This is a genomic window from Pseudomonas sp. MDT1-17 (genome assembly GCF_054898105.1).
The window spans coordinates 3,628,865-3,652,904 of the sequence record NZ_JBUBVM010000001.1 but is presented as its reverse complement, the minus strand read 5'-3'; the positions used below and the strand labels follow the sequence as shown (position 1 = coordinate 3,652,904).

The 24,040-nt window shown below is 59.0% G+C and carries 20 protein-coding genes; 10 read left to right on the top strand and 10 right to left on the bottom strand.

Going from position 1 to position 24,040, the window contains the following annotated elements; all coding sequences use genetic code 11:
• The first annotated feature begins 261 nt into the window (after positions 1 to 261).
• Positions 262 to 1,299 (top strand): AraC family transcriptional regulator, encoded by a 1,038-nt coding sequence (locus ACYZTX_RS16930; RefSeq protein ID WP_462035031.1) that lies wholly within the window; start codon positions 262 to 264, stop codon positions 1,297 to 1,299.
• 24 nt (positions 1,300 to 1,323) lie between these two features.
• Here ACYZTX_RS16930 and ACYZTX_RS16925 read toward each other — a convergent pair whose 3' ends face one another.
• A complete protein-coding gene (locus tag ACYZTX_RS16925) occupies positions 1,324 to 3,861 on the bottom strand; it encodes a DUF3141 domain-containing protein (protein ID WP_462035030.1) in 2,538 nt (845 codons plus the stop codon).
• Between the two features lie 255 nt (positions 3,862 to 4,116).
• Here ACYZTX_RS16925 and phaP point away from each other — a divergent pair, with 255 nt between their 5' ends.
• Entirely contained in the window at positions 4,117 to 4,686 is a 570-nt protein-coding gene (gene phaP / locus ACYZTX_RS16920; RefSeq protein WP_462035029.1) for a TIGR01841 family phasin, read from the top strand.
• A gap of 35 nt (positions 4,687 to 4,721) precedes the next feature.
• Here the strand turns inward: phaP and phaR are convergent, their stop codons facing one another.
• The 6 genes from phaR to ACYZTX_RS16890 all read right to left on the bottom strand — a co-directional run bounded on the left by phaR (position 4,722) and on the right by ACYZTX_RS16890 (position 12,400).
• Positions 4,722 to 5,270 carry a polyhydroxyalkanoate synthesis repressor PhaR gene (gene phaR / locus ACYZTX_RS16915; protein ID WP_462035028.1) on the bottom strand — a complete coding sequence of 183 codons (549 nt, stop codon included), beginning with the start codon at positions 5,268 to 5,270 and terminating at the stop codon, positions 4,722 to 4,724.
• A gap of 145 nt (positions 5,271 to 5,415) precedes the next feature.
• Complete coding sequence (locus ACYZTX_RS16910; protein WP_462035027.1) at positions 5,416 to 6,684, bottom strand: OprD family porin; 1,269 nt, start codon at positions 6,682 to 6,684, stop codon at positions 5,416 to 5,418.
• Positions 6,685 to 6,812: 128 nt separating this feature from the next.
• A complete protein-coding gene (locus tag ACYZTX_RS16905; RefSeq protein ID WP_462035026.1) occupies positions 6,813 to 8,585 on the bottom strand; it encodes an acyl-CoA dehydrogenase C-terminal domain-containing protein in 1,773 nt (590 codons plus the stop codon).
• A 64-nt stretch (positions 8,586 to 8,649) separates the two neighbouring features.
• A complete protein-coding gene (locus ACYZTX_RS16900; RefSeq protein WP_462035025.1) occupies positions 8,650 to 10,320 on the bottom strand; it encodes a cation acetate symporter in 1,671 nt (556 codons plus the stop codon).
• Complete coding sequence (locus ACYZTX_RS16895; protein WP_462035024.1) at positions 10,320 to 10,646, bottom strand: DUF485 domain-containing protein; 327 nt, start codon at positions 10,644 to 10,646, stop codon at positions 10,320 to 10,322. Before ACYZTX_RS16895 ends, ACYZTX_RS16900 begins: the two co-directional genes overlap by 1 nt.
• Positions 10,647 to 10,777: 131 nt before the next feature.
• Positions 10,778 to 12,400 carry an acyl-CoA synthetase gene (locus ACYZTX_RS16890; RefSeq protein ID WP_462035023.1) on the bottom strand — a complete coding sequence of 541 codons (1,623 nt, stop codon included), beginning with the start codon at positions 12,398 to 12,400 and terminating at the stop codon, positions 10,778 to 10,780.
• A 230-nt stretch (positions 12,401 to 12,630) separates the two neighbouring features.
• On the opposite strand from ACYZTX_RS16890, the gene ACYZTX_RS16885 reads away from it, so the two are divergent.
• The 6 genes from ACYZTX_RS16885 to ACYZTX_RS16860 all read left to right on the top strand — a co-directional run bounded on the left by ACYZTX_RS16885 (position 12,631) and on the right by ACYZTX_RS16860 (position 19,271).
• Complete coding sequence (locus ACYZTX_RS16885; protein ID WP_462035022.1) at positions 12,631 to 14,907, top strand: PAS domain-containing sensor histidine kinase; 2,277 nt, start codon at positions 12,631 to 12,633, stop codon at positions 14,905 to 14,907.
• Positions 14,908 to 14,911: 4 nt separating this feature from the next.
• Positions 14,912 to 15,547 (top strand): response regulator transcription factor, encoded by a 636-nt coding sequence (locus ACYZTX_RS16880; protein ID WP_462035021.1) that lies wholly within the window; start codon positions 14,912 to 14,914, stop codon positions 15,545 to 15,547.
• Between the two features lie 78 nt (positions 15,548 to 15,625).
• Positions 15,626 to 16,726, top strand: coding sequence for an AI-2E family transporter (locus ACYZTX_RS16875; RefSeq protein ID WP_462035020.1), 1,101 nt, complete (start codon positions 15,626 to 15,628; stop codon positions 16,724 to 16,726).
• A 66-nt stretch (positions 16,727 to 16,792) separates the two neighbouring features.
• Positions 16,793 to 17,257 (top strand): MaoC family dehydratase, encoded by a 465-nt coding sequence (locus ACYZTX_RS16870; RefSeq protein WP_462035019.1) that lies wholly within the window; start codon positions 16,793 to 16,795, stop codon positions 17,255 to 17,257.
• Positions 17,258 to 17,359: 102 nt separating this feature from the next.
• Positions 17,360 to 18,544, top strand: a complete 1,185-nt coding sequence (locus ACYZTX_RS16865; RefSeq protein ID WP_462035018.1) for a patatin-like phospholipase family protein — start codon at positions 17,360 to 17,362, stop codon at positions 18,542 to 18,544.
• A 130-nt stretch (positions 18,545 to 18,674) separates the two neighbouring features.
• Complete coding sequence (locus ACYZTX_RS16860; protein ID WP_462035017.1) at positions 18,675 to 19,271, top strand: flavin reductase family protein; 597 nt, start codon at positions 18,675 to 18,677, stop codon at positions 19,269 to 19,271.
• On the opposite strand, the gene ACYZTX_RS16855 is transcribed toward ACYZTX_RS16860, so the two are convergent.
• Positions 19,255 to 20,124 (bottom strand): LysR substrate-binding domain-containing protein, encoded by an 870-nt coding sequence (locus ACYZTX_RS16855; protein ID WP_462030176.1) that lies wholly within the window; start codon positions 20,122 to 20,124, stop codon positions 19,255 to 19,257. The genes ACYZTX_RS16860 and ACYZTX_RS16855 overlap by 17 nt on opposite strands.
• A 132-nt stretch (positions 20,125 to 20,256) precedes the next feature.
• On the opposite strand from ACYZTX_RS16855, the gene ACYZTX_RS16850 reads away from it, so the two are divergent.
• The gene (locus ACYZTX_RS16850; RefSeq protein WP_462035016.1) at positions 20,257 to 20,871 is read left to right on the top strand and encodes a DUF1989 domain-containing protein; all 615 of its coding nucleotides are present in this window, start codon (positions 20,257 to 20,259) and stop codon (positions 20,869 to 20,871) included.
• A gap of 85 nt (positions 20,872 to 20,956) precedes the next feature.
• Positions 20,957 to 21,898, top strand: coding sequence for a LysR family transcriptional regulator (locus tag ACYZTX_RS16845; protein ID WP_462035015.1), 942 nt, complete (start codon positions 20,957 to 20,959; stop codon positions 21,896 to 21,898).
• Here ACYZTX_RS16845 and ACYZTX_RS16840 read toward each other — a convergent pair.
• Positions 21,869 to 23,230, bottom strand: coding sequence for an amidase family protein (locus ACYZTX_RS16840; protein WP_462035014.1), 1,362 nt, complete (start codon positions 23,228 to 23,230; stop codon positions 21,869 to 21,871). The two genes, ACYZTX_RS16845 and ACYZTX_RS16840, sit on opposite strands and share 30 nt — an antisense overlap.
• A 36-nt stretch (positions 23,231 to 23,266) precedes the next feature.
• Positions 23,267 to 23,935: an FMN-dependent NADH-azoreductase gene (locus ACYZTX_RS16835; RefSeq protein WP_462035013.1), complete on the bottom strand. Its 669-nt coding sequence runs from the start codon at positions 23,933 to 23,935 to the stop codon at positions 23,267 to 23,269.
• Positions 23,936 to 24,040: the final 105 nt, after the last annotated feature.

Here is a 24,040-nt window from a genome sequence, read left to right as displayed (position 1 = left end):
GGAAGTGTTGAGAGGTGACTGTGTGGTGTCCAACGGTGCCATGCATGGAATAAAACTGAACTGTTCACTGCTGTTGGCATCGCCTCGCAGGCTCGGCAGTTGCTACAGGGTGACGAATGGTCTGAAAAACTGGCTAAAAGTGAGGATTACCTATACTGGGATCAATATTGGCAACGGAACACCCCGTTAGCATTTTGATTCAACGCAGATCAGTCATGGCTCCGGACAGGATGTTCGGTTCCACAGGTCATTGAGGACGTCATGTATAGAATCAGTTCAGGTTATGCCAGCGTGCTGGTGAATACGCTCTCGGCACAAGGGCTGGATGTTGCCCGTCTGTGTCGGGAGGCTGGGATGGACATGGAGACCGTTAACAACCCGGGAGCCTTCTGCGAACGAGGGGCTATTTATCGGCTATGGGAACTGGGAGCCCTGGCCGCTGGCGATCCAGACATCGGTTTGAAGGCCTATGGAAACTTCCATCCCGGTAACCTTCAAATCGTCGGCTACACCATGATGTCCAGTTTGAATCTGAAAAAAGCACTTGAACGCCTGGTGCGTTTCAGCCCTTTGATCAGTACCGGATTCAGCCTCTTCTTTTTGCCGGAGCAACAGCATTATCGACTGGCGTCGCTGGATCATCAGCAAAAGGGGTCGGTCAAACCCCGGCAGTACTCGGATGCAGGCATGGCTTCATTGCTGGGTTTTTGCCGTTGGCTGGCGGGAGGCAACTTACCGCAACCGCTGAGTGTGGAGTTCGCCTATCCCGAACCTGAAGACACGTCCGAGCATCAAAGACTGTTTGGCTGCGACCTGCATTTTGGGGCTGCCTATGACAGCATCCTGTTTGACGGGCAGGAGCTTCTGCGTCCGCTGAGCATGGCTAACGAAGAACTGGCGGTACTGCATGACAGTTTTGCCGAAGCTCGATTGGTTTCGCTGCATGGCTTCACCATCGTCGGCAGAATTCGGGCACTCATTACCAAGCGCTTGAGTCAGGGCCAGGGGTCGTGCGATATGGAGTCGATCGCGGCCGCATTGAACATCAGCAAGCGAACGCTACAACGCACCCTGGAAAAAGACGGGACGCAATTCAAGGACGTGCAGAATGCCGTGCGCCGGCAATTGGCCGAATTCTACTTGCGCAACTCTCGCTTCAACATGAAGCATGTCGCATATCTCCTTGGTTTTCATGACCACAGCAGTTTCAACAAAGCCTGTAGCCGCTGGTTTGGCATGACACCCGGTCAGTATCGGGCCGATGAATCGTTTGAAATAGAGGAAGCCGCGCCCGTGTGACGCGGTTCTCCTCACCGTTAAACGTTATTTCACCGGAGGTTTTTTTACGCCTTTCTTGCCCTTGGCAGGTTTGCCCGCTGGACTCGCAACCTTGGCGATGGGGTCAGGGGTCGCTGCGGGTATTTTCTGCTTGATCGGCTTAGGGATTACCGCTGGGGTTTTCTGCTTGATCGGCTCTGGCGTTATCGCCGGGGATTTCTGTTTGATCGGCTCAGGAGTTACCACCGGGGCTTTCTGCTTGATCGGCTCTGGGGTTGCCGTCGGGATTTTCTCCTCGATGGCATCGGCCTCACCGGGTGGTTGGGTCAGGCTGAAACCTGGCAAGGGAACGTCGAGCAGCGTGTGCAGCTCACACCAGAATGGGTTGTCGGCGCCGCTGGTCAGCAGTTCCGGCAGCAGATTGGCGACGGCCGCCAGCACTTGTTGGCGCTCTTCGACCTCAACCAGAATCAAGGGCAGGCTGTGCAGGCTTTCTTGCGGGTGGGTGGCGACCAGCAGTTTTTGCAGGCGCAGGGTTTCGCGCAGATCAAGTGGCTTGGCACTGTAGTCCTGGAGCAGCACTTGCAGTTGCAGGATCAATTTTTCAACGCTTTCCTTGCCCGACTCGTCGCTGTCGCGGCCCAGCAGGAACAGGATCCGTATCAAGGCTTCCATCAGACCGCCAAGGGGCAGGGCATCCTGCAGGCGCTCGATCAGGACCTTGTCGTGTTGCTTGGCATGTTCCTGGAGATTTCGCCCCGGTGCATTGCCGGCGAGGCTATTGAGTACGCCATACACGCCGTAGAAACACATTTCCCGAGCCGCATCACGCAGATCCCGATAGCCGTTCAAGGCGTCTTGCATCTGGTTGGAAAACAATTCCTGCCAGACCAGCAACGGATTGTTTTGACTGGCGGGGTGACGATCCTTGCTCACTTGGGCGGCGCTTCCCGCCAGCCACCACAGCGCCGGGTTCAAGCTGCTCCAGGCCACGTGCTGCTGATGGAAAGGGTGTGCCCGGCGCAGCAGTTCGGCGCTGGGTTCGTTGATCAGTTGGCGCAACCATGGGCGTATGAATTCGTCGTACACACTGTTGTTGATGGCGGACGCGCGCTGGACCAGCGCGAATTCGCGATCATCATCACGAGGCTTCTGCACTTCGCCATGGATGTCGGCGATGCGCCGGGGCTCGAAACGCACGGCATACGGCGTCGCCGAGTTCTCCGGCAGGTCTTCGATCAGCATTTCATACAGCCCGGCTGACAGCGCATTGATTGCATCGACCGCACCGAGTAACTCACGGTGCTCACGCCGCGCCACTTCACCGGATACGAAGATGCCCAGATGACCGATGCTCGCGTGCCGCAAGTACACGATGGTGCGTCCGGCATTTTGCAACGCGAGATCGCTGGGATAGACGTCGGTGATCCAGTCCAGTGCCTGCTGCGGTGAGGTGATGTTGTCGCCATACGAGCAGAACACCACCACCGGCACTTCGATCAGTTTGAGGTCAAGGCCGCTGCTCTTGCGACCGAGGCCGCCGGACAGCTGATTACCGATGAACAAGTCGTCGACAATCATCTCGATCTCTTCGCCATTGAGCAGGGTCGGGCTGCCCCACCAGCGTTCGAAATCCAGAAAACGTGCGGCCTCGCTGTCGACTTCACTGAACAGATGGTAGTACTTGCCCCAATAGGTGTTGGCCGGGTCCAGGCTTTCGAAATTGCTCACCAGCCAGGTGCCGTCGAAACGGTCATTACCCAGGTCGCTACCGAGGCGCGCCATCCAGCCACCGCCCAGCAAACCGCCGGTGTAGCGCATCGGATTGCGGCCATTGACCCCGGCCCAGTACGACAACGGCGCACCATTGACGATGATCAACCCTGGCAACTTCGGCCGGGTGGCGGCCAAACCCATTAACGCCCAGCCCGCCTGGCAGTTGCCAATGACGACAGGTTTGGCGCTGTCCGGATGCCGGGCGCTGACGACTTCGATGAACCGCGCCTGGGCTTCGACGATATCCGCGAGGGTTTGCCCAGGGCGTGGCGAGTGACTGAAGGAAATGAAATAGGTCGGGTGGCCGGCTCTCAGACTTTCGCCGATGACCGAATCCTGTTTGAAACCGCCGATGCCCGAGCCGTGGCCGCCGCGCGGGTCAATGATGATCACCGGCTGTTTTTTGCTGTCGATCCGTTGACCGGGGCCCGCGAGGATTTGCAACAACGAATAGTTGACCGGGCGAGGCAGGTCTTCGCCGGCAACCAGCGTTTCATGATTGAACTTGAGCAGCAGCGGATACCCGGCGCGTTCGTGGGCCAGGGTGTTGTCGCCGCGCTGGCGCAAGGTGTCCCAGAACAACACGCTGCGTTCGCCAAGGTCTGTGAAGTATTCCTGCCAGTCAGCGAGGGTCGGCTGGCTGAGTTGCCCAAGGCTTAAAGGCGCGAAGGTTTTTGCCTGGCGCTTCTGCACGGCGTCAAGGACGTTGCGGGTATTGAGGCGCTGCAGATGATTGAGGTGTTCGAACAAGCCAGCGGGTTCGGAAAGCTCTTCATCTTGCAGCGCAATATTGACTTCCTGACCCATCGTGATCTCCTGACGCTATACATGAGAACCTGCGCATCTGAACCCTTTAGTTAAACAGGGCTAGGCTGGCCGTTCGATAGGCTGGAGTTTATAGCGAATAGGGCGGGCTTGAGCAAAGTTTATTTTGCACCGCACAAAAATAGACGTTGCCAAATGGTTTTGTGCACTGCAATATCAAGGCTAACGCGATGACTGGCCGGATCGCTATCGCGTCCTCTGGTCCATAAGGGCCTTCCAGTACCAGGAGATTCAAGCATGTCTTTTTTCAATTCGGAAAAACTGCAAACCGCTCAGAAAGCCAACCTCGACCTTCTGCAGCAAATCAGCGGCAAAGTCTTCGCCAGCGTTGAACAGCTCAGCCAGTTGCAGTTCAAGGCACTGCGCGAATCCGCCGAAGAGCAGTTCGAAGGTGTTCGCAAGCTGATGGCCGTCCGTGATCCACAAGGTTTCGCTGAGCTGCAGGCTTCTTTCACCCAGCCGAGCGCGCAAACCGAACGTCTGGCCGAGTTCAATCGTCAGGTTCAAGCGCTGATCGTCGGTACTCAGTCGGACATCGCCAAACTGACCTCGAGTCAGGTCGAAGCGGGCACCCAACAGGTGCAAGAGTTCGTTGAAACGATCAGCAAAAATGCACCGGCCGGCTCCGAGCCTGTTGTGGCAGCGTTCAAGTCGGGCCTGGCGAATGCCGGTACGGTGTTCGAAAGTGCACAGAAAGCCGTAAAACAGGCTGCTGATGTGGCTCAGAGCAATTTCGACGCAGCGACTGCCGCGGCCACGAAAGCGGCCCCGGAAGCCAACGCCAAGGCTACCAGCGGTAACAAGTAAGTCACGTCAAGCAAGCGGCACCGATGGCGATGGGATCACTCCCCATCGCCATTTTTTTTCGGCCCGTTACCGGTGCCGGGTTTACCGCCAAACATGCCAAACAGGTTTTGGGTATTGAGATACAACGCCTTCGACTGGTCGACATATTGGCGCATCAGATCCTGCATTACCGGGGCCTGTTGATGCATGAAGTCGCTCCAGGCCTCTGACGACTGCGCGCCAGTCTGGGACTGGATGTCGATGACGGTCTGAATGCTCTTGTCCAGGTAACTGCCGAGTACGCCCTGATAAGGGCCGTAGAACTGGATAACTCCCAGCAGCATTTCGGTGGTGAAGATGGGCTCACCGCCGCTTTCGGCTTCCAGAATCACTTGCAGCAGGATGCTGCGCGTCAGATCCTCGCCGCTCTTGGCATCGACCACCTGAAAGGCAATTTTGTCGACCACCAACTGGCGTATGTCCGCCAGCGTCAAATGACTGCTGGTGTGGGTGTCATACAGTCGGCGATTGGGGTACTTCTTGATCAGGCGGGGAGGGGTGTCGGTCATGCTGGGCGTCTCGCGGCGGGCCTGGTTTGCAGGCATCTTAACCTACTCTGGCCACTGCCGCGGATCGGTGTTGGGAAGGCGGGGCTAAGAGCAGAATCAAAAGATCGCAGCCTTCGGCAGCTCCTACAAAAGGAATGCGTACCCAGTAGGAGCTGCCGCAGGCTGCGATCTCTTGATCTACTTACCAGATCGGCAAGGTGTAGCTGACGATCAGGCGGTTTTCATCCAGATCGCTGCCGAAGTTGGTCGAGCGCACCGTCGCATTGCGCCATTTCACCCCGACATTTTTCAGCGGCCCGCTCTGCACGACATAACCGATGTCGGTATCACGTTCCCATTCCTTGCCTTCCGGACGGTTGCCGCCCAGATCGATGTGGTCGCCGGTGATGTAGCGGGTCATGAAGGTCAGGCCCGGAACGCCGATGGCCGCAAAGTTGTAGTCGTAGCGAGCCTGCCAGGACTTTTCGTCCTTGCTGGCGAAGTCACCGATCTGCACGAAGTTCACCAGGAAGGCATCGGTGCCGTTGACGTAGGCGAAACCGGTGTCGCCGCTCATGCCTTGATAACCCAGCCCCAAGGCATGCCCGCCGAGGTTGTAGGTGAACATCGCGCCAATGGCATTGTTATCGACATTACTGCCACCATCGTCCGTGGAGCGGGCGAAGCGCAGATCCGTCTTCAGCGACTGGCCGGTTGTTACCGGCAACATGTAGGTCAGGTTGACCAGGTGCTGGCTGTAGAAGTTGTCGAGATGGCCGTAGCTGTAGCCGGCGGCGAGGTTGCTGGTCCATTTGTAATTCAGGCTGGCGAAATCGAAGCTGTCGCTATCGGCATGACGCGTGGTGATGCCCTTGGCGCCGGTCCGGGTAATACCCATGTCCTCGTAGTCCGAGGAGTCGCGCTGATTGACCTGCGTCAGTCGCCCGGCATCCACGGTCAGGCCTTCGATTTCCAGCGACGTCAACTGGCCGCCCTTGAAGGTTTGTGGCAACAGTCGTGAATCGTTCGCCAATACCGTCGGCAGTTTCGGCAGCAGCGTGCCGAGTTTCAGCGTGCTTTTCGAGGCACGCACTTTGGCGGTCAGGCCCAGTTCGCCGTACTCGTCCTGCGCACCTTTGCGGGTATCGCTATGGCGTTTGAGCAGACCGGAACCTGCGCGATCAGGGCTGGAATCGAGTTTGACGCCCAGCAGACCGATCGCATCGAAGCCGACACCGATCAAACCTTCGGTAAATCCCGACTCATAGCGCAGCAGGAAACCCTGCGCCCATTCCTCTTGTTTGGATTGGGGCGCGTTGTCCTGGCGATAGTCACGATTGAAATAGAAGTTGCGCAGCTCAAGGCTGGCCTTGCTGTCTTTGACAAATTCAGCAGCGGCGGGGGCCGAGAGGCTGACGACGCCGCCGGCCAGCAACAGTCGGGTAGCGAGGGTGCGGGTGTTGCGGTCCATAGTGAAGCCCCTTTGTTTTTATTATGGAAAGACAGGTCCTGCGGCCCTCGCCAAGTGGGCGAGGGCTTATCAATAAAAAACGCGAACGCCAAAGAGATAGGAGCGTGGCGCCGCGTGCGGTTCAATCGTTAGAACTGTTCGGCGCTCAGGCCAAACAAGGAGGCACTGCCCGCGCGAATGGATTGCTCCAGACTCAAAATGCGTGGCAACAGGCGGTGGATGTAGAAGTCGGCGGTGGCGATCTTCGCGCCATAAAACCCTTCATCTTCACCGCGTTTTTGCTGGGCAACCTGTGCCATGCGCGCCCAAAGCCAGGCGTAGGCGACATAACCGAACAGGTGCAAATACTCCACCGAAGCGGCACCGACTTCGTTGCGGTTGGTCGCGGCCTGATCCTGCAACCAGTCGCGCAGGTCCTCCAGACGCTGCACGGCATCGAACAGTTGAGTGGAGTAGGGCGCGCCAGGCTGATGGGCGAAGTGGCGAATCTCGCCGGTGAACTGACGCAGCGCAACACCCTTGTCGGCGAGCACTTTGCGTCCTAGCAAGTCCAGGGCCTGAATGCCGTTGGTGCCTTCGTAGATCTGTGCGATGCGTACATCACGGACCAATTGTTCCTGGCCCCACTCGCGGATATAGCCATGGCCGCCAAACACTTGCTGGCCGTTGATGCAGCTTTCCAGGCCGGTATCGGTGAAAAACGCCTTGGCCACGGGGGTGAGCAGCGCGACCAGGGTCTGGGCGTTGTCCCGCTCCTTGGCGTCATCGGAAAACTTCGCCAGATCGAGTTGCTGACCGACATAACTGGCGAACGCGCGACCGCCTTCGGTCATTGCTTTCATGCTCAGCAGCATGCGGCGTACATCGGGGTGGACGATGATCGGATCGGCCACTTTGTCCGGGTCGATGGCACCGGTCGGCGCGCGGCTCTGCACACGTTCGCGGGCATAGGCGACGGCACTCTGATAGGACGCTTCGGCGCAGCCAATGCCTTGAATGCCGATGGACAGGCGCTCGTAGTTCATCATGGTGAACATCGCCGCCAGGCCTTTGTTGGCTTCGCCGACCAACCAACCGCTGGCGCCGTCGAAGTTCATCACGCAGGTGGCCGAGGCCTTGATGCCCATCTTGTGTTCGATCGAACCGCAACTCACGGCGTTGGCATCGCCGAGGGAACCGTCGGCATTGACCAGCACTTTGGGCACGACAAACAGCGAGATGCCTTTGGGCCCCGCAGGCGCGTCCGGCAGTTTGGCCAACACCAGATGGACAATGTTTTCGGTCAGGTCCTGATCGCCACCGGTGATGAAAATCTTGCTGCCGGTGATGTTGAAGCTGCCATCGGCCTGAGGTTCGGCGCGGGTGCGGATAATCCCCAGATCAGTGCCGGCGTGGGCTTCGGTCAGGCACATCGAACCGGCCCAGCGGCCTTCGTACATCGGCGGCAGGTAGAGGTTTTTCAGGGTGTCGCTGGCGTGGGCATCCAGCGCCAGGCAGGCACCGGAACTCAACGCGGAATAGAGTGCAAAGCTTGAATTGGCGCCGTAGAGCATTTCTTCGAATTGCACGGCTAGCATCTTCGGCATGCCCATGCCGCCGAAATCAGCGTTACCTGACAGACCCACCCAGCCGCCTTCGATGTAGGTGGCATAAGCCTGTTTGAAACCGATCGGCGTGCTCACCTGACCATCGGCCCACTGCGCGCCTTCTTCGTCGCCGCTACGATTTAATGGCGCAATCAGGTGCGAGGTGACTTTCGCCGCCTCTTCCAGAATGGCGTCAGCGGTGGCGGCGTCGACGCTGTCGGCCAGGGCCGGCAGGCGTGCCCACAGGGCCGGGGCGTCGAACACTTCATGCAGCACAAAGCGCATGTCGCGCAGCGGGGCGTTGAATTCGGGCATAACGTGAACCTCAAAAGGTTGTGCGATGGGCACGGCGCCGCAACAGCGGGCCGTGCCCTTTCAATCAATGAGCGGAAGCGCTGGCGGCACCGAGGCCGGTCTGGGCGCGAACAAACTGGTCGGCGTAAGCGTCACGCTCCTTGTCGGCCCGCACACTGCGGTCGAGTTTCGACACCATGACGATCACGAAGAACGCCAGCGGCATGGAGAACAGTGCCGGATGGTCGTACGGGAAGATCGCGTGAGCATGGCCGAGCACCGTGACCCAGACCGCTGGCGAGAGGATCACCAGTACCAGCGCGCAGAGCAGGCCGGCGAAACCGCCGATGATCGCGCCTTTTGTGGTCAAGCCTTTCCAGTACATGGCCATGATCAACACCGGGAAGTTGGTCGACGCGGCGATGCCGAACGTCAGGCCCACCAGGAACGCGACATTCATCTTCTCGAACAGAATGCCCAGCAGAATCGCGATGATGCCCAAGCCGACAGTAGCCATGCGGGTCACGCGCATTTCCTGTTTCTGGCTGGCTTTGCCCTTCTTGAACACCGTGGCGTAGAGGTCATGGGAAATCGCCGAAGCACCGGCCAATGCCAGCCCGGAGACCACCGCGAGGATGGTGGCGAAGGCGACGGCTGCGAGGAAACCGAAAAACAGGTTGCCACCGACCGCTTTGGCCAGGTGCATGGCGACCATGTTGCCGCCGCCAATCAAGGCGCCGCCGACTTCACCATTGACGTAGTACTGCGGATCGGTGCCGATGATCACCATCGCGGCGAAGCCCAGGGTGCAAACCACCAGGAAGAAGAAGCCGATGAACCCGGTGGCGTAGAACACCGATTTGCGAGCTTCTTTGGCGTTAGGCACGGTGAAGAAACGCATCAGAATGTGCGGCAGGCCGGCAATCCCGAACACCAGGCCCAGCGACATCGACGCGGTGTTGATCGGGTCGGCGAGCATCGAGCCGGGGCCCATGATGTTCCAGCCACTGGCGTGGGCCTGAACGGCTTTGTCGGCCAGGGTTTCGTAGCTGAAACCGAACTGCGACATGGCCATGACCGCCAGGGTCGTGCCGCCCGCGAGCAGCAGCACAGCTTTAATGATCTGGACCCAAGTCGTTGCGATCATCCCGCCAAAAATCACATACACCAGCATCAGTGCACCAACGATCACCACCGCAACCGGGTAGTCGAGACCGAACAGCAGCTTGATCAATTGACCCGCACCGACCATCTGCACGATCAGGTAGCAGCACACCACCGTCAACGAACCAAACGCGGCAAAAATCCGCACTTTGTTCTGGTCCAGTCGATAGGACACGATGTCGGCAAAGGTGTAGCGCCCCAGGTTGCGCAGGCGCTCGGCCATCAGGAAGGTGATAATCGGCCAACCGACGAAGAAGCCGATGGTATAGATGAAGCCGTCGTAGCCCTTGGCAAACACCAGGCTGGACAGCCCCAGCAAGGTGGCGGCGGACATGTAGTCACCGGCAATCGCCAAACCGTTCTGGAACCCGGTGATGCCACCGCCCGCGGTGTAGAAGTCTGAAGTGGATTTGGTTTGCCGCGCGGCCCACCAGGTGATGGCCAGCGTGCCTAAAACGAATACAAAGAACATGCCGATCGCATGCAGGTTGAGCGGTTGTTTTTCCACCGCACCCAGCGCGGGCGCAGCGATCACAACGGAGGCCGGCAACAGTCCGGCAGCGGCGAGGATAAGTTTACGGAGCAGGTTCATTACTTGCTCTCCTCGAGAATAGCGGCGCCCAGGGCATCAAAGCGCGTGTTGGCGCTGTAGACGTACCAACCGGTCAGGAGCCAGGAAAAAATGATGATCGCCGCGCCAACCGGCATGCCCAGGGTCAACATCCGATGCTCGGCGATCGGCGCATGCAGCCATTGCGGGGCAAACGCCACCACCAGCATGAACCCGTAGTAGGTGCCCAGCACCGCAGCACTCAGCGACCAGGCCAGGCGCGACCGGCTGCTCACCAGTTGAAGGAATTTCGGGTTGGACCGAATGCGTTCACAGCGTTGGGTATCGGTTGAATGGATGTCGATCATGGTGGCTCCACCTTGTTTTTGTTATCGATGCTTTGGGTATTCAAGGGCAGGGCAGCGCCGAATCCGGCCTGCACGAGCCCGAAGCAGCCGGTAAAAACACCGGCCACTTGATGGGTACTACGTTGATTCGGTTAGAGCGCTTTGGCCCTGTCGCGCAGAACGTACTTCTGGATCTTGCCGGTCGAAGTCTTCGGCAGCAGGGTGAAAATCACCGTGCGCGGGACTTTGAAGCCGGCCAGGTGTTCGCGGCAGAAACTGATGATGTCGGCCTCGCGAACGTCCTGGTGATCAGCTTTCAATGTGATAAAGGCGCAGGGCGTTTCGCCCCACTTCTCATCGGGTCGGGCGACGACGGCTGCTTCCATCACACCTGGATGGCGATAGAGCACACCTTCCAGTTCGATGGTGGAAATGTTCTCGCCACCGGAAATGATGATGTCCTTGAGTCGGTCCTTGATCTCCACATAACCGTTGGGATGACACACCGCCAGGTCGCCGGTGTGGAACCAGCCGCCTTCGAACGCTTCGGCCGTGGCGGTCGAGTTCTTCAGGTAGCCCTTCATCACGGTGTTGCCGCGCATGAAGATCTCACCGATGGTCTGACCGTCACGCGGGGTGGGTTCCAGCGTCTTCGAGTCGCCGACCATCACGCCTTCGAGCGTCGGGTAGCGCACACCCTGACGGGATTTGATTTGCGCTCGCTCTTCCAGCGGCAACTCATCCCATTCGGCATGCCAGGCGCAGAGCGTCACCGGACCATACGTCTCGGTCAGGCCATAAACGTGGGTGACCTTGATGCCCATTTCTTCCACGGCACCGATCACTTTGGCCGGCGGCGCGGCGCCGGCGACCATGGCGTTGACCGGGTGATCGATCGCCGCTTTTGCCGATTCCGGCATGTTCACCAGCGCGTTGAGCACGATCGGCGCAGCGCACAGGTGAGTGATCTGATGCTCGCGGATCAACGTGAGGATTTTCTGTGGATCGACACGGCGCAGGAACACATGCACACCGGCCATCGCGGTGATGATCCACGGGTAACACCAACCGTTGCAGTGGAACATCGGCAGGGTCCAGAGGTAGACCGGATGGTTGCCCATGGCCCAGGTCATCTGGTTGCCCAACGAGTTCAGGTAAGCACCGCGATGGTGATAGACCACGCCTTTCGGGTTGCCGGTGGTGCCGGAGGTGTAATTCAGCGAAATGGCGTCCCATTCGTTCGCTGGCCACTGCCAGGCGTAGGCCGGATCGCCTTCGGCCAACAGCGCTTCATAGTCCAGATCGCTGACTGCCTGGCCTTCGCCGTATTCCGGGTCATTAACGTCGATGACCAGTGGCGGGTGATCCAGCATGCCGATCGCCGCGTGAATCACATCATGGAACTCACGGTCGGTAATCAGCACCTTGGCTTCGCCATGCTGCAGCATGAAGGCAATGGCTTCTGCATCCAGACGCACGTTGAGTGGGTTGAGCACCGCACCAATCATTGGCACGCCGAAATGCACTTCGAGCATCTCTGGAATGTTGGGCAGCATCACCGCCACCGTGTCGTTCTTGCCGATGCCGCGACCGGCCAGCGCCGAAGCCAGGCGACGGCAACGGGTGTAGGTCTGCGCCCAAGTGCGGCGGATAGAGCCATGGATCACGGCGGGGTAGTCCGGATAAACGCTGGCGGTGCGCTCGATGAAGCTGAGCGGAGACAAGGCAATATGATTGACAGCCGCAGGGCCTAGCCCTTGTTCATAGATCGACATGTACGGGTACTCGGTGGCTGATTGTTAGCTCTATAGGTGACCTTGCAGCGTAGCCGCCGGGTTCACCTTTTATGTCCGGCCTGCTTTATATAACATTCAGCTACTGATATGGAAGTACAACCTACGTCATATAGTATATGTACTATATTTTATTCTGGCAGGTCTAAATGAACTCAGTGACACCGCCATGGCCGGTATATCCTTGGCTTCCACAACGAAGCGGACCTGTGATGACCCTGACTCCCGTTCGATTGCACAGCTGGTTGCGCCTGCAGCGCGAGGGTGTGTCTCTGGCCGCCCGGGCCGATGCGTTGTGCCGTGCGTTGCAGGAATGTCCCGAGGTGCGCCGGGCGGTTTATTTGAGTTGGCAACCCAATGCGCGGATTTACAGCCACGAGGGCGCCGCCCAGCATTTTCCTCCGGGCCTGGGTGACCCGTCGCTGGCCAGCGATCAGTTGCTGTTAGATCGGCTGGTCGAGGCGGGGCGCCTGGATCTGGCGCAAGTGCGGCAACTCGATTGCTGGTTGTCCGGTCGATTGCGTCGGGCCGCCATCAGCCATGGCCAGGTGTCTGATCTGGCCTTGCAACCGGGGCAGCCGGGGTTGTTGCTGGTGGAAGTGTGCGAGGGCGTGAGTCTTGATTGGCTCGGTTGGGTGCAGGACTTGCTGACGACGTTGCTGAGCAGCGTCAACGGTATGCTGCGCGGCTCGCCGCTGTTGGGCCACGATCCGCAACCGAGTCTGTTGCTCGATGCACAGGGCCGGCCGCTGGAGTTCAATGCCGCGCTGTTGGCACTGCTCGCCGAAAAACCGCTGATCGATGTGCTGGGCTTTTTGCCTGTGAATCACCGGGTGCTGGTACGCGCCTGCCTTGACCAGCAACGCGCTATCGAGGGCGTCGAAGCCCAGTTCGAAGCGCAGATATTGATCTGGACGTTTATCCCCGATCCCCAGGACAACCGCGTGCTCGCCCGTTGCCGCGACGCCACGGCACAAGTGCTGGCCGAGCGTGAAGCGGCCACGGCACGGCGGCTGTACCGGCTGATCATCGAGAACACCACCGACCTGATTTCCAGGCACACACCGGACGGGCGTTTTCTCGATGCCTCGCCGGCGTCCTGGACATTGCTCGGCTACTGGCCGGAGGAGTTGCGCGGGCAAATGGCCCAGGGGTTGTTCCATGGTCAGGACCTGGCCAGCCTGGTGCAGCGTGCGCGGGATGCCCTGGAGCAGGACGGTTATCACACGATGACGTATCGCATTCGCCATCGAGACGGGCATTACCTGTGGTTCGAAACCGCGAGCCGGGCGATTCGTGAAACCTACACCGGGACGGTGGTCGAAGTGGTCAGCGTCTCCCGGGACATTACCGCCCGGGTGCAAGCCGAAGAGAACAAGCGGCGCCTGGCGGAAGTCGTCGAGGCCAACACCGATCCGGTGTTGTTCATCGACCCCGAGGGGCAAGTCACTTATCTCAACCCGGCGGCGCGGCGCATCCTCGGGATCGACGAGCAACAACCGATGCCAGCCCTGGCGCAATTGTTCGCCAGCAGCGACCTGGCACGTCTGAGGCGTGATGGCTGGAGCAGCGCCGAACGTGACGGTGTCTGGAGCACCGAGGCGCGGTTGCAGCCACCGGGTGGCGGCACTTCCGTGCCGGTATCGCTGGTGCTGCTGGCGCACCGTTCGGCCGGCGGCGAGCGCTATTACTCCTTGGTCGCACGGGACATGACCGAGCGTGAACTGCGTGAGGTGCAACAGCGCCGCCATCAGGACGAACTGGCACACACTGCGCGGTTGGTCACCCTGGGTGAATTGGCCTCGGGCATTGCACACGAAATCAATCAGCCGTTGGCGGCGGTGGTCAATTATGCCAATGCCAGCCAGCGCTACTTACAGACGCTGGACTCCAATCCCCAGGCCGCCGAACGGGTGGCGCAAGGGCTGCAACGCATTACCCACCACGCCACGCATGCTTCGGAGGTGATCAGGCGACTACGGGCATTTCTGCGCAAGGGACAGCGGCACCTGCAGGCCCTGAACTTTACCGACGTCGCCCGCGAGGCCGTGCGTTTGTGTGCCTGGGAAGCGAGCAATTGCCAAGTGACAATCGAGGATCGACTGCCGGATAATCTGCCGCCGATTTATGCTGATCGCGTGCTGCTGGAGCAGGTCCTGCTCAATCTGTTGCGCAATGCCATCGATGCCAACCGCGAACAACATCCGGGGCAACCTTCACTGATCGTGATGACTGCCGGGCAGGGCAGTGGTGCAACCGTGGAGATCAACGTGCAGGACCAGGGACCGGGCGTCAGCGAGCCCGAACTGGAGCAGATATTTACCCCGTTCTATACCAGCAAGGCCGATGGCCTGGGACTTGGCTTGTCCATGAGCCGCAGCATCATCGAAGGTTTCGGTGGCGAGTTGCAGGCCCGACGCCAACCTGTCGGGCTGCTGATGTGTTGCCGTTTGCCGCTGGCCGGCCCAACAAAACAACAACAGGAATAACGTAATGGCAGGTGTGACGGAGCACGTGGTGTATGTGGTCGACGATGATCAGGGCATGCTCGATTCAACGGTCTGGTTATTGGAGTCGGTAGGGCTCAAAGCCTTGCCGTTTACCAGTGGCGTAGAGTTTCTCGGTGCCTGTGATGCCACACTCGATGCCTGCGTGCTGCTCGATGTTCGCATGCCCGGCATGGGCGGTTTGAACGTGCAGGAAGAAATGCGTGCACGTGAGCTGAACCTGCCGATCATTTTCGTCAGCGGGCACGCCGATGTGCCGATCGTGGTTCGCGCCTTCAAGGCCGGCGCCCATGACTTCATCGAGAAACCCTATAACGAGCAGTTGCTGCTGGACAGCGTGCAACAGGCGCTCAGCAACTGCGCGGCCAACCGCTCAGGCAATCAGGGACACGAAGCACTGCAGGCGCGTTTGCTCACACTGACCCCACGGGAGCGCGATGTCTTACTGCCGCTGGTGCAGGGTTACACCACCCGTGAAATCGCTGAACAACTGGGCGTCAGTGCAAAAACCGTCGACCTGTATCGCTCGCGGGTGATGAAACGCATGCAGGCCAATACCCTGCCGGATCTGGTGGGCATGGCCATCGCCGCTGAACTGGTCGATCCGCTCAAGCTGCGGTGATTTCTCGTGTTTTCCATTGAGCGTCTATGCTGGGCTAACCGATCTCATACCTTCGCAGCAATCTGCAAGGAGGCAGCAATGGTGCCCACATCCAGCTCCGAGAAGGCGTTCACTCGCAGTCTGCTCGATGTTTTGATTCGTGCCGGCCTGATAGCCGTACTGGTGCTTTTCTGCTTTGAGATCTTCAGCCCGTTCCGCGACCTCATGCTGTGGTCGCTGATCCTGGCGATCACCCTTTACCCATTGCAAGAGCGGCTCAAAGGGCCGCTGGGCCAGAAAGACGGCCGTATTGCGACGCTGATTGTGCTGGTCGCCATTGTTGTGCTCATGGTGCCGATCTATTTATTGGTCACCTCGATTGCCGATTCGGTCACGCATGCCATGACCACTGTCAAGGACGGCAGCTTCCATATCCCGCCACCCGCTGACTCAGTCGCTGACTGGCCGTTAGTGGGCAAGTCTGTCTCTGCTTTATGGCTGCAGGCCTCAACCGATCTTCCCGACCTGACAGCGAAGTACCTGCCGCAGATAAAACATTACAGCGTGAGCTTTCTGGGCAAACTGGCCGGCGTCGGCATGGGGTTCCTCACCTTTATCTTTGCGCTGATCATCGCCGGCATTTTCATGGCCTATGGCAAGAGCGGCAGCCGCAGTGCGGTACAGATCGCGAGCCGCGTCAGCGATCCGGGCAAGGGACCGAAGATCGCCGAGCTGTGTACCGCTACGATCCGTGCGGTCGCGCTGGGAGTGGTCGGCATCGCTTTCATCCAGATGCTGCTGGTGGGCATCGGATTCGTGCTCATGGGCGTCCCCGGTGCCGGGCTGCTTGCCTTGGCGGTGTTGCTGCTCGGCATCATGCAATTGCCGGCGACGCTGATTACGCTGCCCGTGATTGCCTTTGTGTTCGCCACCGAAGGGGCCAGCACGGCGACCATCATCTTCGCCATCTATGTGTTCGTTGCCGGCCTGGTGGATAACGTACTCAAGCCATTGCTGTTGGGGCGCGGTGTCGATGTGCCGATGCCGGTGGTGTTGATCGGTGCCCTGGGCGGCATGGTCACCAGCGGTATCCTCGGGCTGTTCATCGGCCCGGTGGTGCTTGCGGTCGGTTATCAGTTGTTCTGGCAATGGGTGGAAGATTCGCCGCAGAACAGACCGGATGTCCCGCCGACATTATGACTGCCCGGGCTTGCGCTAGCATGAAAGATGTCTAGGCCACTCGCCCTGACGAGAGAGGGTTGAATCATGACCACCCATGCCTGGGGAAAACTCTACCTCGATGACCTGAGCCTGGGTCAGGCGTTCAAAAGCGACACCGTTCGAGTCGAACGAGCGGCGATGTTGGCCTTTGCTCAAGCGTTCGATCCGCAACCCTTTCACCTTGATCCCGAGGCCGCCGGCTTTAGCCTGTTCGGCGCGCTGGCCGCCAGTGGCTGGAACACGGCGGCGTTGACGATGAAACTGCTGGTTGCCAGCGTACCGCTGGCTGACGGGATCATCGGCCTGGGCATCGAATTGAGCTGGCCGACGCCGACCTACCCGGACGATCTGTTACGTCTCAGAACCACCGTGCAGGCCATCGATCCGTCTGCCACCAAGCCGGACCGGGGCGTGGTGACCATGCTCATGGAAACCTGCAATCAGAACGACAAGGTGGTGCAGCGTGCAACCGGAAAACTGCTGGTGTTCAGACGACCGCCACGTGACTGAGAGAGTAGTCATGGGTAGGTGGCGCGCGCATGATGGCTGAGGCCATCTCACCGAGTCAGTTGAGCGCGTTCTCTGTCAATTGCAGGGACCGGAGGAGCCGTTTTGAAACCATTTCTGCCCAGGCCCAGTGCCTCAACGATGAACATGTTGCGTGAAGGGTGCCTGCAACGCCGTGACGCGGTACCGCAAGCGCTGACGGAACAAGCGGTCATCCCGGGCATCCCGAATGCACGCTATTGGCTGGACCAGGACCTGACGCTGTTCATTCGGGACGCGACTCTGGCCAACGATCGAGAGGTCGAAGCGCTCGCCGACTCAGAGTTGCCGATCGACATGCTGCCACGGGGTTATTACCTGGCCGTTTCCGGGGGCGGCGATGCTGGCACCTTCGCGGCGGGAATCATTGCGGGATGGACCCTGCATGGCAGCCGACCTGCTTTCAAGGTCGTCACCGGTATCAGCGCGGGTGCCCTGGTCGCCCCGTTCGCTTACCTGGGGCCCGAGTACGACAGCGTCATTCTGGGGATCTGCAACGCAATCGGTCCAAAAGACGTTTTCCATTCCCGAAGTGTGCTGACCCGCCTGGCCAGCGACGGTATAGCGGACAGCAAGCCCCTGGCACGCCTCATTGCCAAGTACATCACTGCCGAGGTGCTTGCGGCCATCGCCGCGCAATATGCCAAAGGACGACTGCTGATGATCGGTACCACCGATCTGGATGCAGGGCGTCCCGTCACCTGGAACATGGGCGCGATTGCTTCAAGCGGAGCACCGGGAGCGCTCCACCTGTTTCGCCACATCATGGTCGCGTCGATGAGTATTCCCGGCGCCGTCTCGCCGGTCATGATCGATGTGGAGGTCGACGGCAAACAGTTTCAGGAAATGCACGTGGACGGAGGCGTTCTCACCCAAGTGTTCCTTTACCCGCCGGCCACCGTGATGGCGCTGAACAGCGTGACAGGAGCGCGTATACGCCGGGACCGTCATTTCTATGTCATTCGCAACGGCAAACTGGCACCACAGTGGTCCGGAACCAAGCGCCGTACCTTGAGCATCGGCGGTCGCGCCATCAGCACGTTGATCCAGACTCAGGGGATCAGCGACCTGGACCGCATCTACCGAATTGCACAGCAGGATGGGGCGGACTTCAACCTGGCGTACATCGGCTCCGATTTTAATATCGCTCGCAATCATAAATTTGATGGCGAGTACATGAAGCGCTTATTCGATTACGCCTTTCAACTCAGCGCGAAAGGCTATCCGTGGCATAAATCGCCGAATACGTGAGAGAGGCGCAGTCCGACTTCTAAGCCGATCGCGTATAGATTTCACTTATAGCCACAGCAAGATTCAGTATTATTTTTTCGCAAAGGAAGGTGTTCCACTCCCGCTATCAGTACACGCGGGAGGGCGATTTATGTTTCTTGTGACGGGGCAGGATGATGAGGAAATCAACAAACACTGGATGAGTTGTGTGGTACCGAGACCGATCGGCTGGATTTCCACACTCAGCAAGGACGGCGTACCGAACCTGGCGCCGTACAGCTTCTTCAATGCGCTGTCGGAGAACCCGCCGATTGTCGTTTTTGGCTCCAATGGTCGACATGCTCACGGCGCAAAAGATACGGCCAGAAACATTCTCGATACCGGTGAGTTCGTCGTCAACATGGCCACCTATGACCTGCGCGTTGAAGTACGGGCATCCAGTGAAGCAGCACTGCCTGAGGTCAATGAGTTTGATCGGGTGGGACTCGAATGTGAGGCGTCTTCGCTGGTAATGCCTCCGCGCGTTAAAGCATCGCCTATACACATTGAGTGCGTGTTGCTGAAGGCTATCGAGCTACCCTCGGAGATTGAGGAAAACCTGCTGATCATCGGCCGGGTTGTCGGCCTCCATATCAACAAAACCTGCCTCACCGAAGGACGTATCGATCTCTCCAAATTCCGACCATTGGCCCGGCTCGGTTACGGCCAGTTCTCAACGATCGGCGAGCCTGTTAAAGGCGTTGCCTGAGGAAGTGGGCAAATTCTCGCGCCAGCTGCGAGGGCTCTTCCTGGGTGGGAAGCAGTAGTGCGATCTCGTATTTGATCACCGGCGAGAATGGCTTCAGGACCAGATTCCTGGTGAAGGGCAGGCTGACTACCGGGTCGATGATCCCGACGCCCACTCCGGCGCAGACCAGTTCGCAGGCCGTGGAGAAGAACTCTGTCTCGGCCACCACGTTCCAGGATGCCCCGCACGCCGAAAAAGCCATGGCCAACTGCTGGTAGATCGGGTCACCCTTGAACAGCGAAACGAAAGGCATGCCATCCAGGTCAGCAGGCGTAATCACGTCCAGTTCTGCGAGGGGGTGGCCGATCGGCACCATGCACTGACATTCGTATGAAATCACCTCCATGTTCGAGGACGGGTAGTCGAGGGGCAGTTCGGCGATGGCCAGGTCGAATTGCTGCGTCGACATCAGCTCACGAACAGACTGGGAGTTGCGAGTGATGATTTTGAGCTCAAGCCCCGGACGCTCTTTCGCGAATTCGGCCATCAAGCGTGGCAACAGGTTGATCGAGATACTGGCGTAGGCGGCAATTGCCAGGTGACCGCGTTTCCCGGTCCGAATCTCCTTGGCGATGCGATTGGTTTTCTCCACCGCCTCCAGCGCTCGTTCCGCCTCGACAAAAAATAGCCGGGCTTCGGGGGTGGGTTGCAGGCGACCGCCTTTGCGCACGAAGAGTTTCAGGCCGGTCTCGTGCTCCAGATTGGCAATGGTGCTGCTAATGGCCGGTTGAGAAATGCCCAGAAGCTCCGCAGCACGGGTCATCGTCCCGTGGATCATCAAGGTTCTGAAGCACTCAAGTTGCCGAATTCGCATGGGCCACCCTATAGATTTCACTTATACAGGGGCGACTTTATATTATTGGTTTGAGGTTTTCCTCTGTGTTTTCCTTTACGGCAGGTACCCGGCCTGTAGGCCATCAGCCCTGCAAGAGGAGAACAACACAACATGACTGCAATTACGTCCGTTTACCCTGGTGAACTGGTCCGCTTGCCTGCCCGGCGTGGTGTAGCGATCCAGTTGAAACGGGGTCAAACCATCAAGCTTATCAACACCCATGGCAAGCAGGTCGTCGACACCTGGGCATTCAACCCGGACGACCTCTGCGAGGCCATGTCGATGGAGCACAGTCGTCCCTTCTGGTTGAAGCTCAATCCTCGGCAAGGTGACAGCCTCGTCACCAACAAGCGCCGGAAAATGCTGACACTCATCGAGGACACCTCACCGGGTATCCACGACACGTTGGTGGCCGCTTGCGATCCGACGCGCTATGAGCAACTGGGCGTTATCGGTCATCATGACAGCTGCAACGAAAACCTGTTTCTGGCCCTGGATGCCATCGGCCTGGTGACGCCTGAAACGCCGAGCCCGTTGAACCTGTTCATGAATGTGCCGGTGCATCAGGATGGGCGCATTGAGTTCGCGGCGCCGGTCAGTGAACCTGGGCAATACGTATCCCTCAAGGCTGAAATGGATGCGATTGTGGTCTTTTCCGCCTGTCCGCAGGACATTACTGCTGTCAATGGAATGCGGCCCCAGGACGTTCACTACAGCGTCACCTGACGCCAGACAACGCCTGCCGGTGGATCGTGTCTGCCGGCAGGACACTGAATCCGTCGCTATCAAAGACGGGTACCCGGAGTAAGCCATGCGCAAAATACCCCCATTGAATTCCGTGCGCGCGTTTGAGGCGGTCGCACGGCACCAGAGTTTTTCTGCGGCGGCCAACGAACTCTCTGTGACGGTCGCTGCGGTCAGTCATCAGGTCCGGCAGCTGGAAGAGGGGCTGGGACAGAAGCTCCTTGAGAGGGGCCGGACGGTGACTCTCACCCCTGCCGGTAAAACGATCTATCCGCTATTGCGCGACGGCTTTGACCAGATTGCCCAGGCGTTTGCCCTGATAGGTGCGCCCAAGGAGGGGAATGCCATTCAGGTCTCCACCACGCGCGCGTTTGCCGAGCGATGGCTGATGCCTCGCCTGGCTAAGTTCAACGGGATTTATCCAAACATCGTGGTGCATATTCATGCCTCGGAGAAGATCGTGGATCTGCGATCCGAGACGGTCGATCTGGCCATTCGGTACGGGCCGAGCGAGGCAGACAGACAGGGGCCGGTGTTGTTCGACGATGAGTACATCGCCGTGGCGGATCAAAGCATTTGTCCCGTCGACCGCCATCCAACGATCAGCGACTTTTACAACCGCTCCTTGCTGGCGTTCAAATGGAAGAATCAGGCGCTGCAGGCACCTTCCTGGTCCGCGTGGCTGGCCCGGGTCGAGCACGATACAACCCGGGATTTGCGAATCTCCTGGTACAGCGAAGAAACACTGGCACTGCATGCGGTAGAGCGGGGATTGGGGCCGCTGCTGTGCAGCAATGTGTTGATTGACGATGAGCTTCGCTCGGGTCGTATGCGTCGAGTGGCAGGACCGACCTTGCCGGGTTTCACTTACCACCTGATAGAGGACACAAGGACCAATCCGCGCCGCAATCTTTCGTTGTTTCGGGACTGGCTGCTGAGTGAAGCGAAATCGTTCAGGGAAACGGCTCTGAATGACCAGTCAGGCAGTCGGCTGGCGCTCACTTCCTGACAGGGCCGCCTCTATCGCCAGACAGGCACTGAGCAGTTTATCGTCGCGACCTCGCGTTGTGGAAAACAGGGTTGAGGTGGCAAGACCGACGCTATCCTTGCCAGACGGAATGGCCACCCCCGGCATGTCCAGCAAACTGCCAATCATGGTGAGCGACAGAGTCTCGAGATTGACGGCAGCAAACAGCTCGTCATCGTTTTCCAGAGGAGCCATCGGCGGCGCGACGTGTTTCACCGTTGGCATGACCAGGATGGCGCCCTCAAGCTCATGCTCCATCGCAGACATCAACTCAAGGCGCAGACTTCGAATCCTGGCTTCGGCCTCAGTATCGATAAGCTTGGCCGAGCGAAGACGAGCACGCACGCGTCTGTCCATCCGGGAGCCCAGTGGGCCTTCCACGACCTCGCCCAAGAGACGCCAGGCTTCTATCGCCCCCAACCAACCCGTTCGGGCAATCAGCTCGCGTGTGCGAGTGACGGCGGCGACCGGACGGCGCTCGACATGCGCTCCAATTACACGAAGCAGCGACATCATCGATTGCAGATTTTGTCGTACCACTGGCTGTAACGCTGGATCAGACATCACGCCGTCGTCGACGACAAAGCGCAGGCCGGTAAGGTTGGCGGACTGGATGGCCGCTTCTTTGAGACCCCGCATCGCTGCGTCGAACGCCACGCAATCCGCCACGGTATGGGCAAAAGGACCCAGACTATCGAGCGTAATAGCGAGAGGGTGCACACCCGCCATGCTGTAACGGCCCGTCGATGCCCTGTAGCCAACAAGACCATTGAATGCCGCCGGGATACGAATGGAACCCGCTGTGTCAGTGCCGATGGCGCTGGTGACGATACCCCTCTGAACCGCGATCGCCGAACCTGAGGAGGAACCACCTGGAACCCGGGCTTCGTCGACCTGAATGTCAGCGGTTGGCGTACCGAAATGAGGGTTCAACCCCAGGCCCGAATACGCGAACTCAGTGAGGTTGGTTTTACCGATCGGAATCATCCCCAGTGACGCCAGCGCGCCGATGACCACGGCATCCTCAAGCACGATCGGCGCGTCGATCCGGGTGATGGAGCCTGCGGTTGTCCGGCTACCGGCAACATCCAGCAGATCCTTGGCGGCGTAGGGTATGCCGTCAAAAGGGCTCAGGGTCGCACCTTGATGCCAGCGCTCGGTCGACGCTTTGGCTTCACTGATTGCCCGTTGATCGATGACGGAAATGAACACGTGTTCCGAGGCCCTGGCCGCGGCCAACGCGGCCTCGATCAACTCATCAGGTGTCGTGAGGCCTTGTTTCAATCGCTTGGCGGTTTCCAGCATCGTGATCATGGTTGCTCCGATTGGGTGGGCGACTGTACCTGGCAGTCAAGCGGGCGACAGCTCGCTTTGACGCTCTTCAATCAACTGCTTGACCAGCACTGGAACGGCATCGAACGCATCGGCGATGGAGGCCTCATGGCGAGCGTCACCAAACTCTTGGTAGTCGATGGAGATGACGTGGGTCTCATTCACGCCAAGATAATGCGCGCAGGTCTGGATGTGCGTGTCCAGGTGGTTCATCTTTTCGCGAACGCCGCCCGGGCCAAATCCAAACTCGCCCCGAGAAGACAAAATCACCAGTTTCTTGCCGCTCATGATGGGTTGCAGGGGGTAGTCGCCGCGAGCCAGATCAAACGTGAAGGTCTTGCCGATACGAATCACTTTGTCGAACCACGACTTGAGGGAGGCTGGCATACCGTAGTTGTACATCGGGGCGCCCATGACGATGACATCGGCCCGATCGATCTCATCGATCAACTCGTCCGAGAGCCGGGTCTCCTCGCGCTTTTCGGGCGTCATGTGCGCCTCGGGTGTAAAGACCGCGGCAATCCAGGCCTCCGTCACGAAAGGGGGAGGGTTGTGCCCTACGTCGCGGACAATGACTTGGGTCTTGTCATCTTGTTCAATCCAGGCCTCGACAAATGCTGTCGACAGTTTGCGGCTCAGGGATCGATCGGTTCGTGCGCTGGCATCAATGTGAAGAATAGTGGTCATGGGGCGCTTCCTGTTAAGCCAGAGGCGGGATTACCTCGGCGACTGAAACAAGTGGGCCACGAGCACCGATGATTCAGCTATTGATATTTATTTGAGCTGTGTCAA

Bases quoted from the DNA above. Each gene is read 5' to 3' on its own strand.
- ACYZTX_RS16930 (WP_462035031.1), top strand. From the start codon at position 262: ATGTATAGAATCAGTTCAGGTTATGCCAGCGTGCTGGTGAATACGCTC.
- ACYZTX_RS16925 (WP_462035030.1), bottom strand. From the start codon at position 3,861: ATGGGTCAGGAAGTCAATATTGCGCTGCAAGATGAAGAGCTTTCCGAA.
- phaP (WP_462035029.1), top strand. From the start codon at position 4,117: ATGTCTTTTTTCAATTCGGAAAAACTGCAAACCGCTCAGAAAGCCAAC.
- phaR (WP_462035028.1), bottom strand. From the start codon at position 5,270: ATGCCTGCAAACCAGGCCCGCCGCGAGACGCCCAGCATGACCGACACC.
- ACYZTX_RS16910 (WP_462035027.1), bottom strand. From the start codon at position 6,684: ATGGACCGCAACACCCGCACCCTCGCTACCCGACTGTTGCTGGCCGGC.
- ACYZTX_RS16905 (WP_462035026.1), bottom strand. From the start codon at position 8,585: ATGCCCGAATTCAACGCCCCGCTGCGCGACATGCGCTTTGTGCTGCAT.
- ACYZTX_RS16900 (WP_462035025.1), bottom strand. From the start codon at position 10,320: ATGAACCTGCTCCGTAAACTTATCCTCGCCGCTGCCGGACTGTTGCCG.
- ACYZTX_RS16895 (WP_462035024.1), bottom strand. From the start codon at position 10,646: ATGATCGACATCCATTCAACCGATACCCAACGCTGTGAACGCATTCGG.
- ACYZTX_RS16890 (WP_462035023.1), bottom strand. From the start codon at position 12,400: ATGTCGATCTATGAACAAGGGCTAGGCCCTGCGGCTGTCAATCATATT.
- ACYZTX_RS16885 (WP_462035022.1), top strand. From the start codon at position 12,631: ATGACCCTGACTCCCGTTCGATTGCACAGCTGGTTGCGCCTGCAGCGC.
- ACYZTX_RS16880 (WP_462035021.1), top strand. From the start codon at position 14,912: ATGGCAGGTGTGACGGAGCACGTGGTGTATGTGGTCGACGATGATCAG.
- ACYZTX_RS16875 (WP_462035020.1), top strand. From the start codon at position 15,626: ATGGTGCCCACATCCAGCTCCGAGAAGGCGTTCACTCGCAGTCTGCTC.
- ACYZTX_RS16870 (WP_462035019.1), top strand. From the start codon at position 16,793: ATGACCACCCATGCCTGGGGAAAACTCTACCTCGATGACCTGAGCCTG.
- ACYZTX_RS16860 (WP_462035017.1), top strand. From the start codon at position 18,675: ATGTTTCTTGTGACGGGGCAGGATGATGAGGAAATCAACAAACACTGG.
- ACYZTX_RS16855 (WP_462030176.1), bottom strand. From the start codon at position 20,124: ATGCGAATTCGGCAACTTGAGTGCTTCAGAACCTTGATGATCCACGGG.
- ACYZTX_RS16850 (WP_462035016.1), top strand. From the start codon at position 20,257: ATGACTGCAATTACGTCCGTTTACCCTGGTGAACTGGTCCGCTTGCCT.
- ACYZTX_RS16845 (WP_462035015.1), top strand. From the start codon at position 20,957: ATGCGCAAAATACCCCCATTGAATTCCGTGCGCGCGTTTGAGGCGGTC.
- ACYZTX_RS16840 (WP_462035014.1), bottom strand. From the start codon at position 23,230: ATGATCACGATGCTGGAAACCGCCAAGCGATTGAAACAAGGCCTCACG.
- ACYZTX_RS16835 (WP_462035013.1), bottom strand. From the start codon at position 23,935: ATGACCACTATTCTTCACATTGATGCCAGCGCACGAACCGATCGATCC.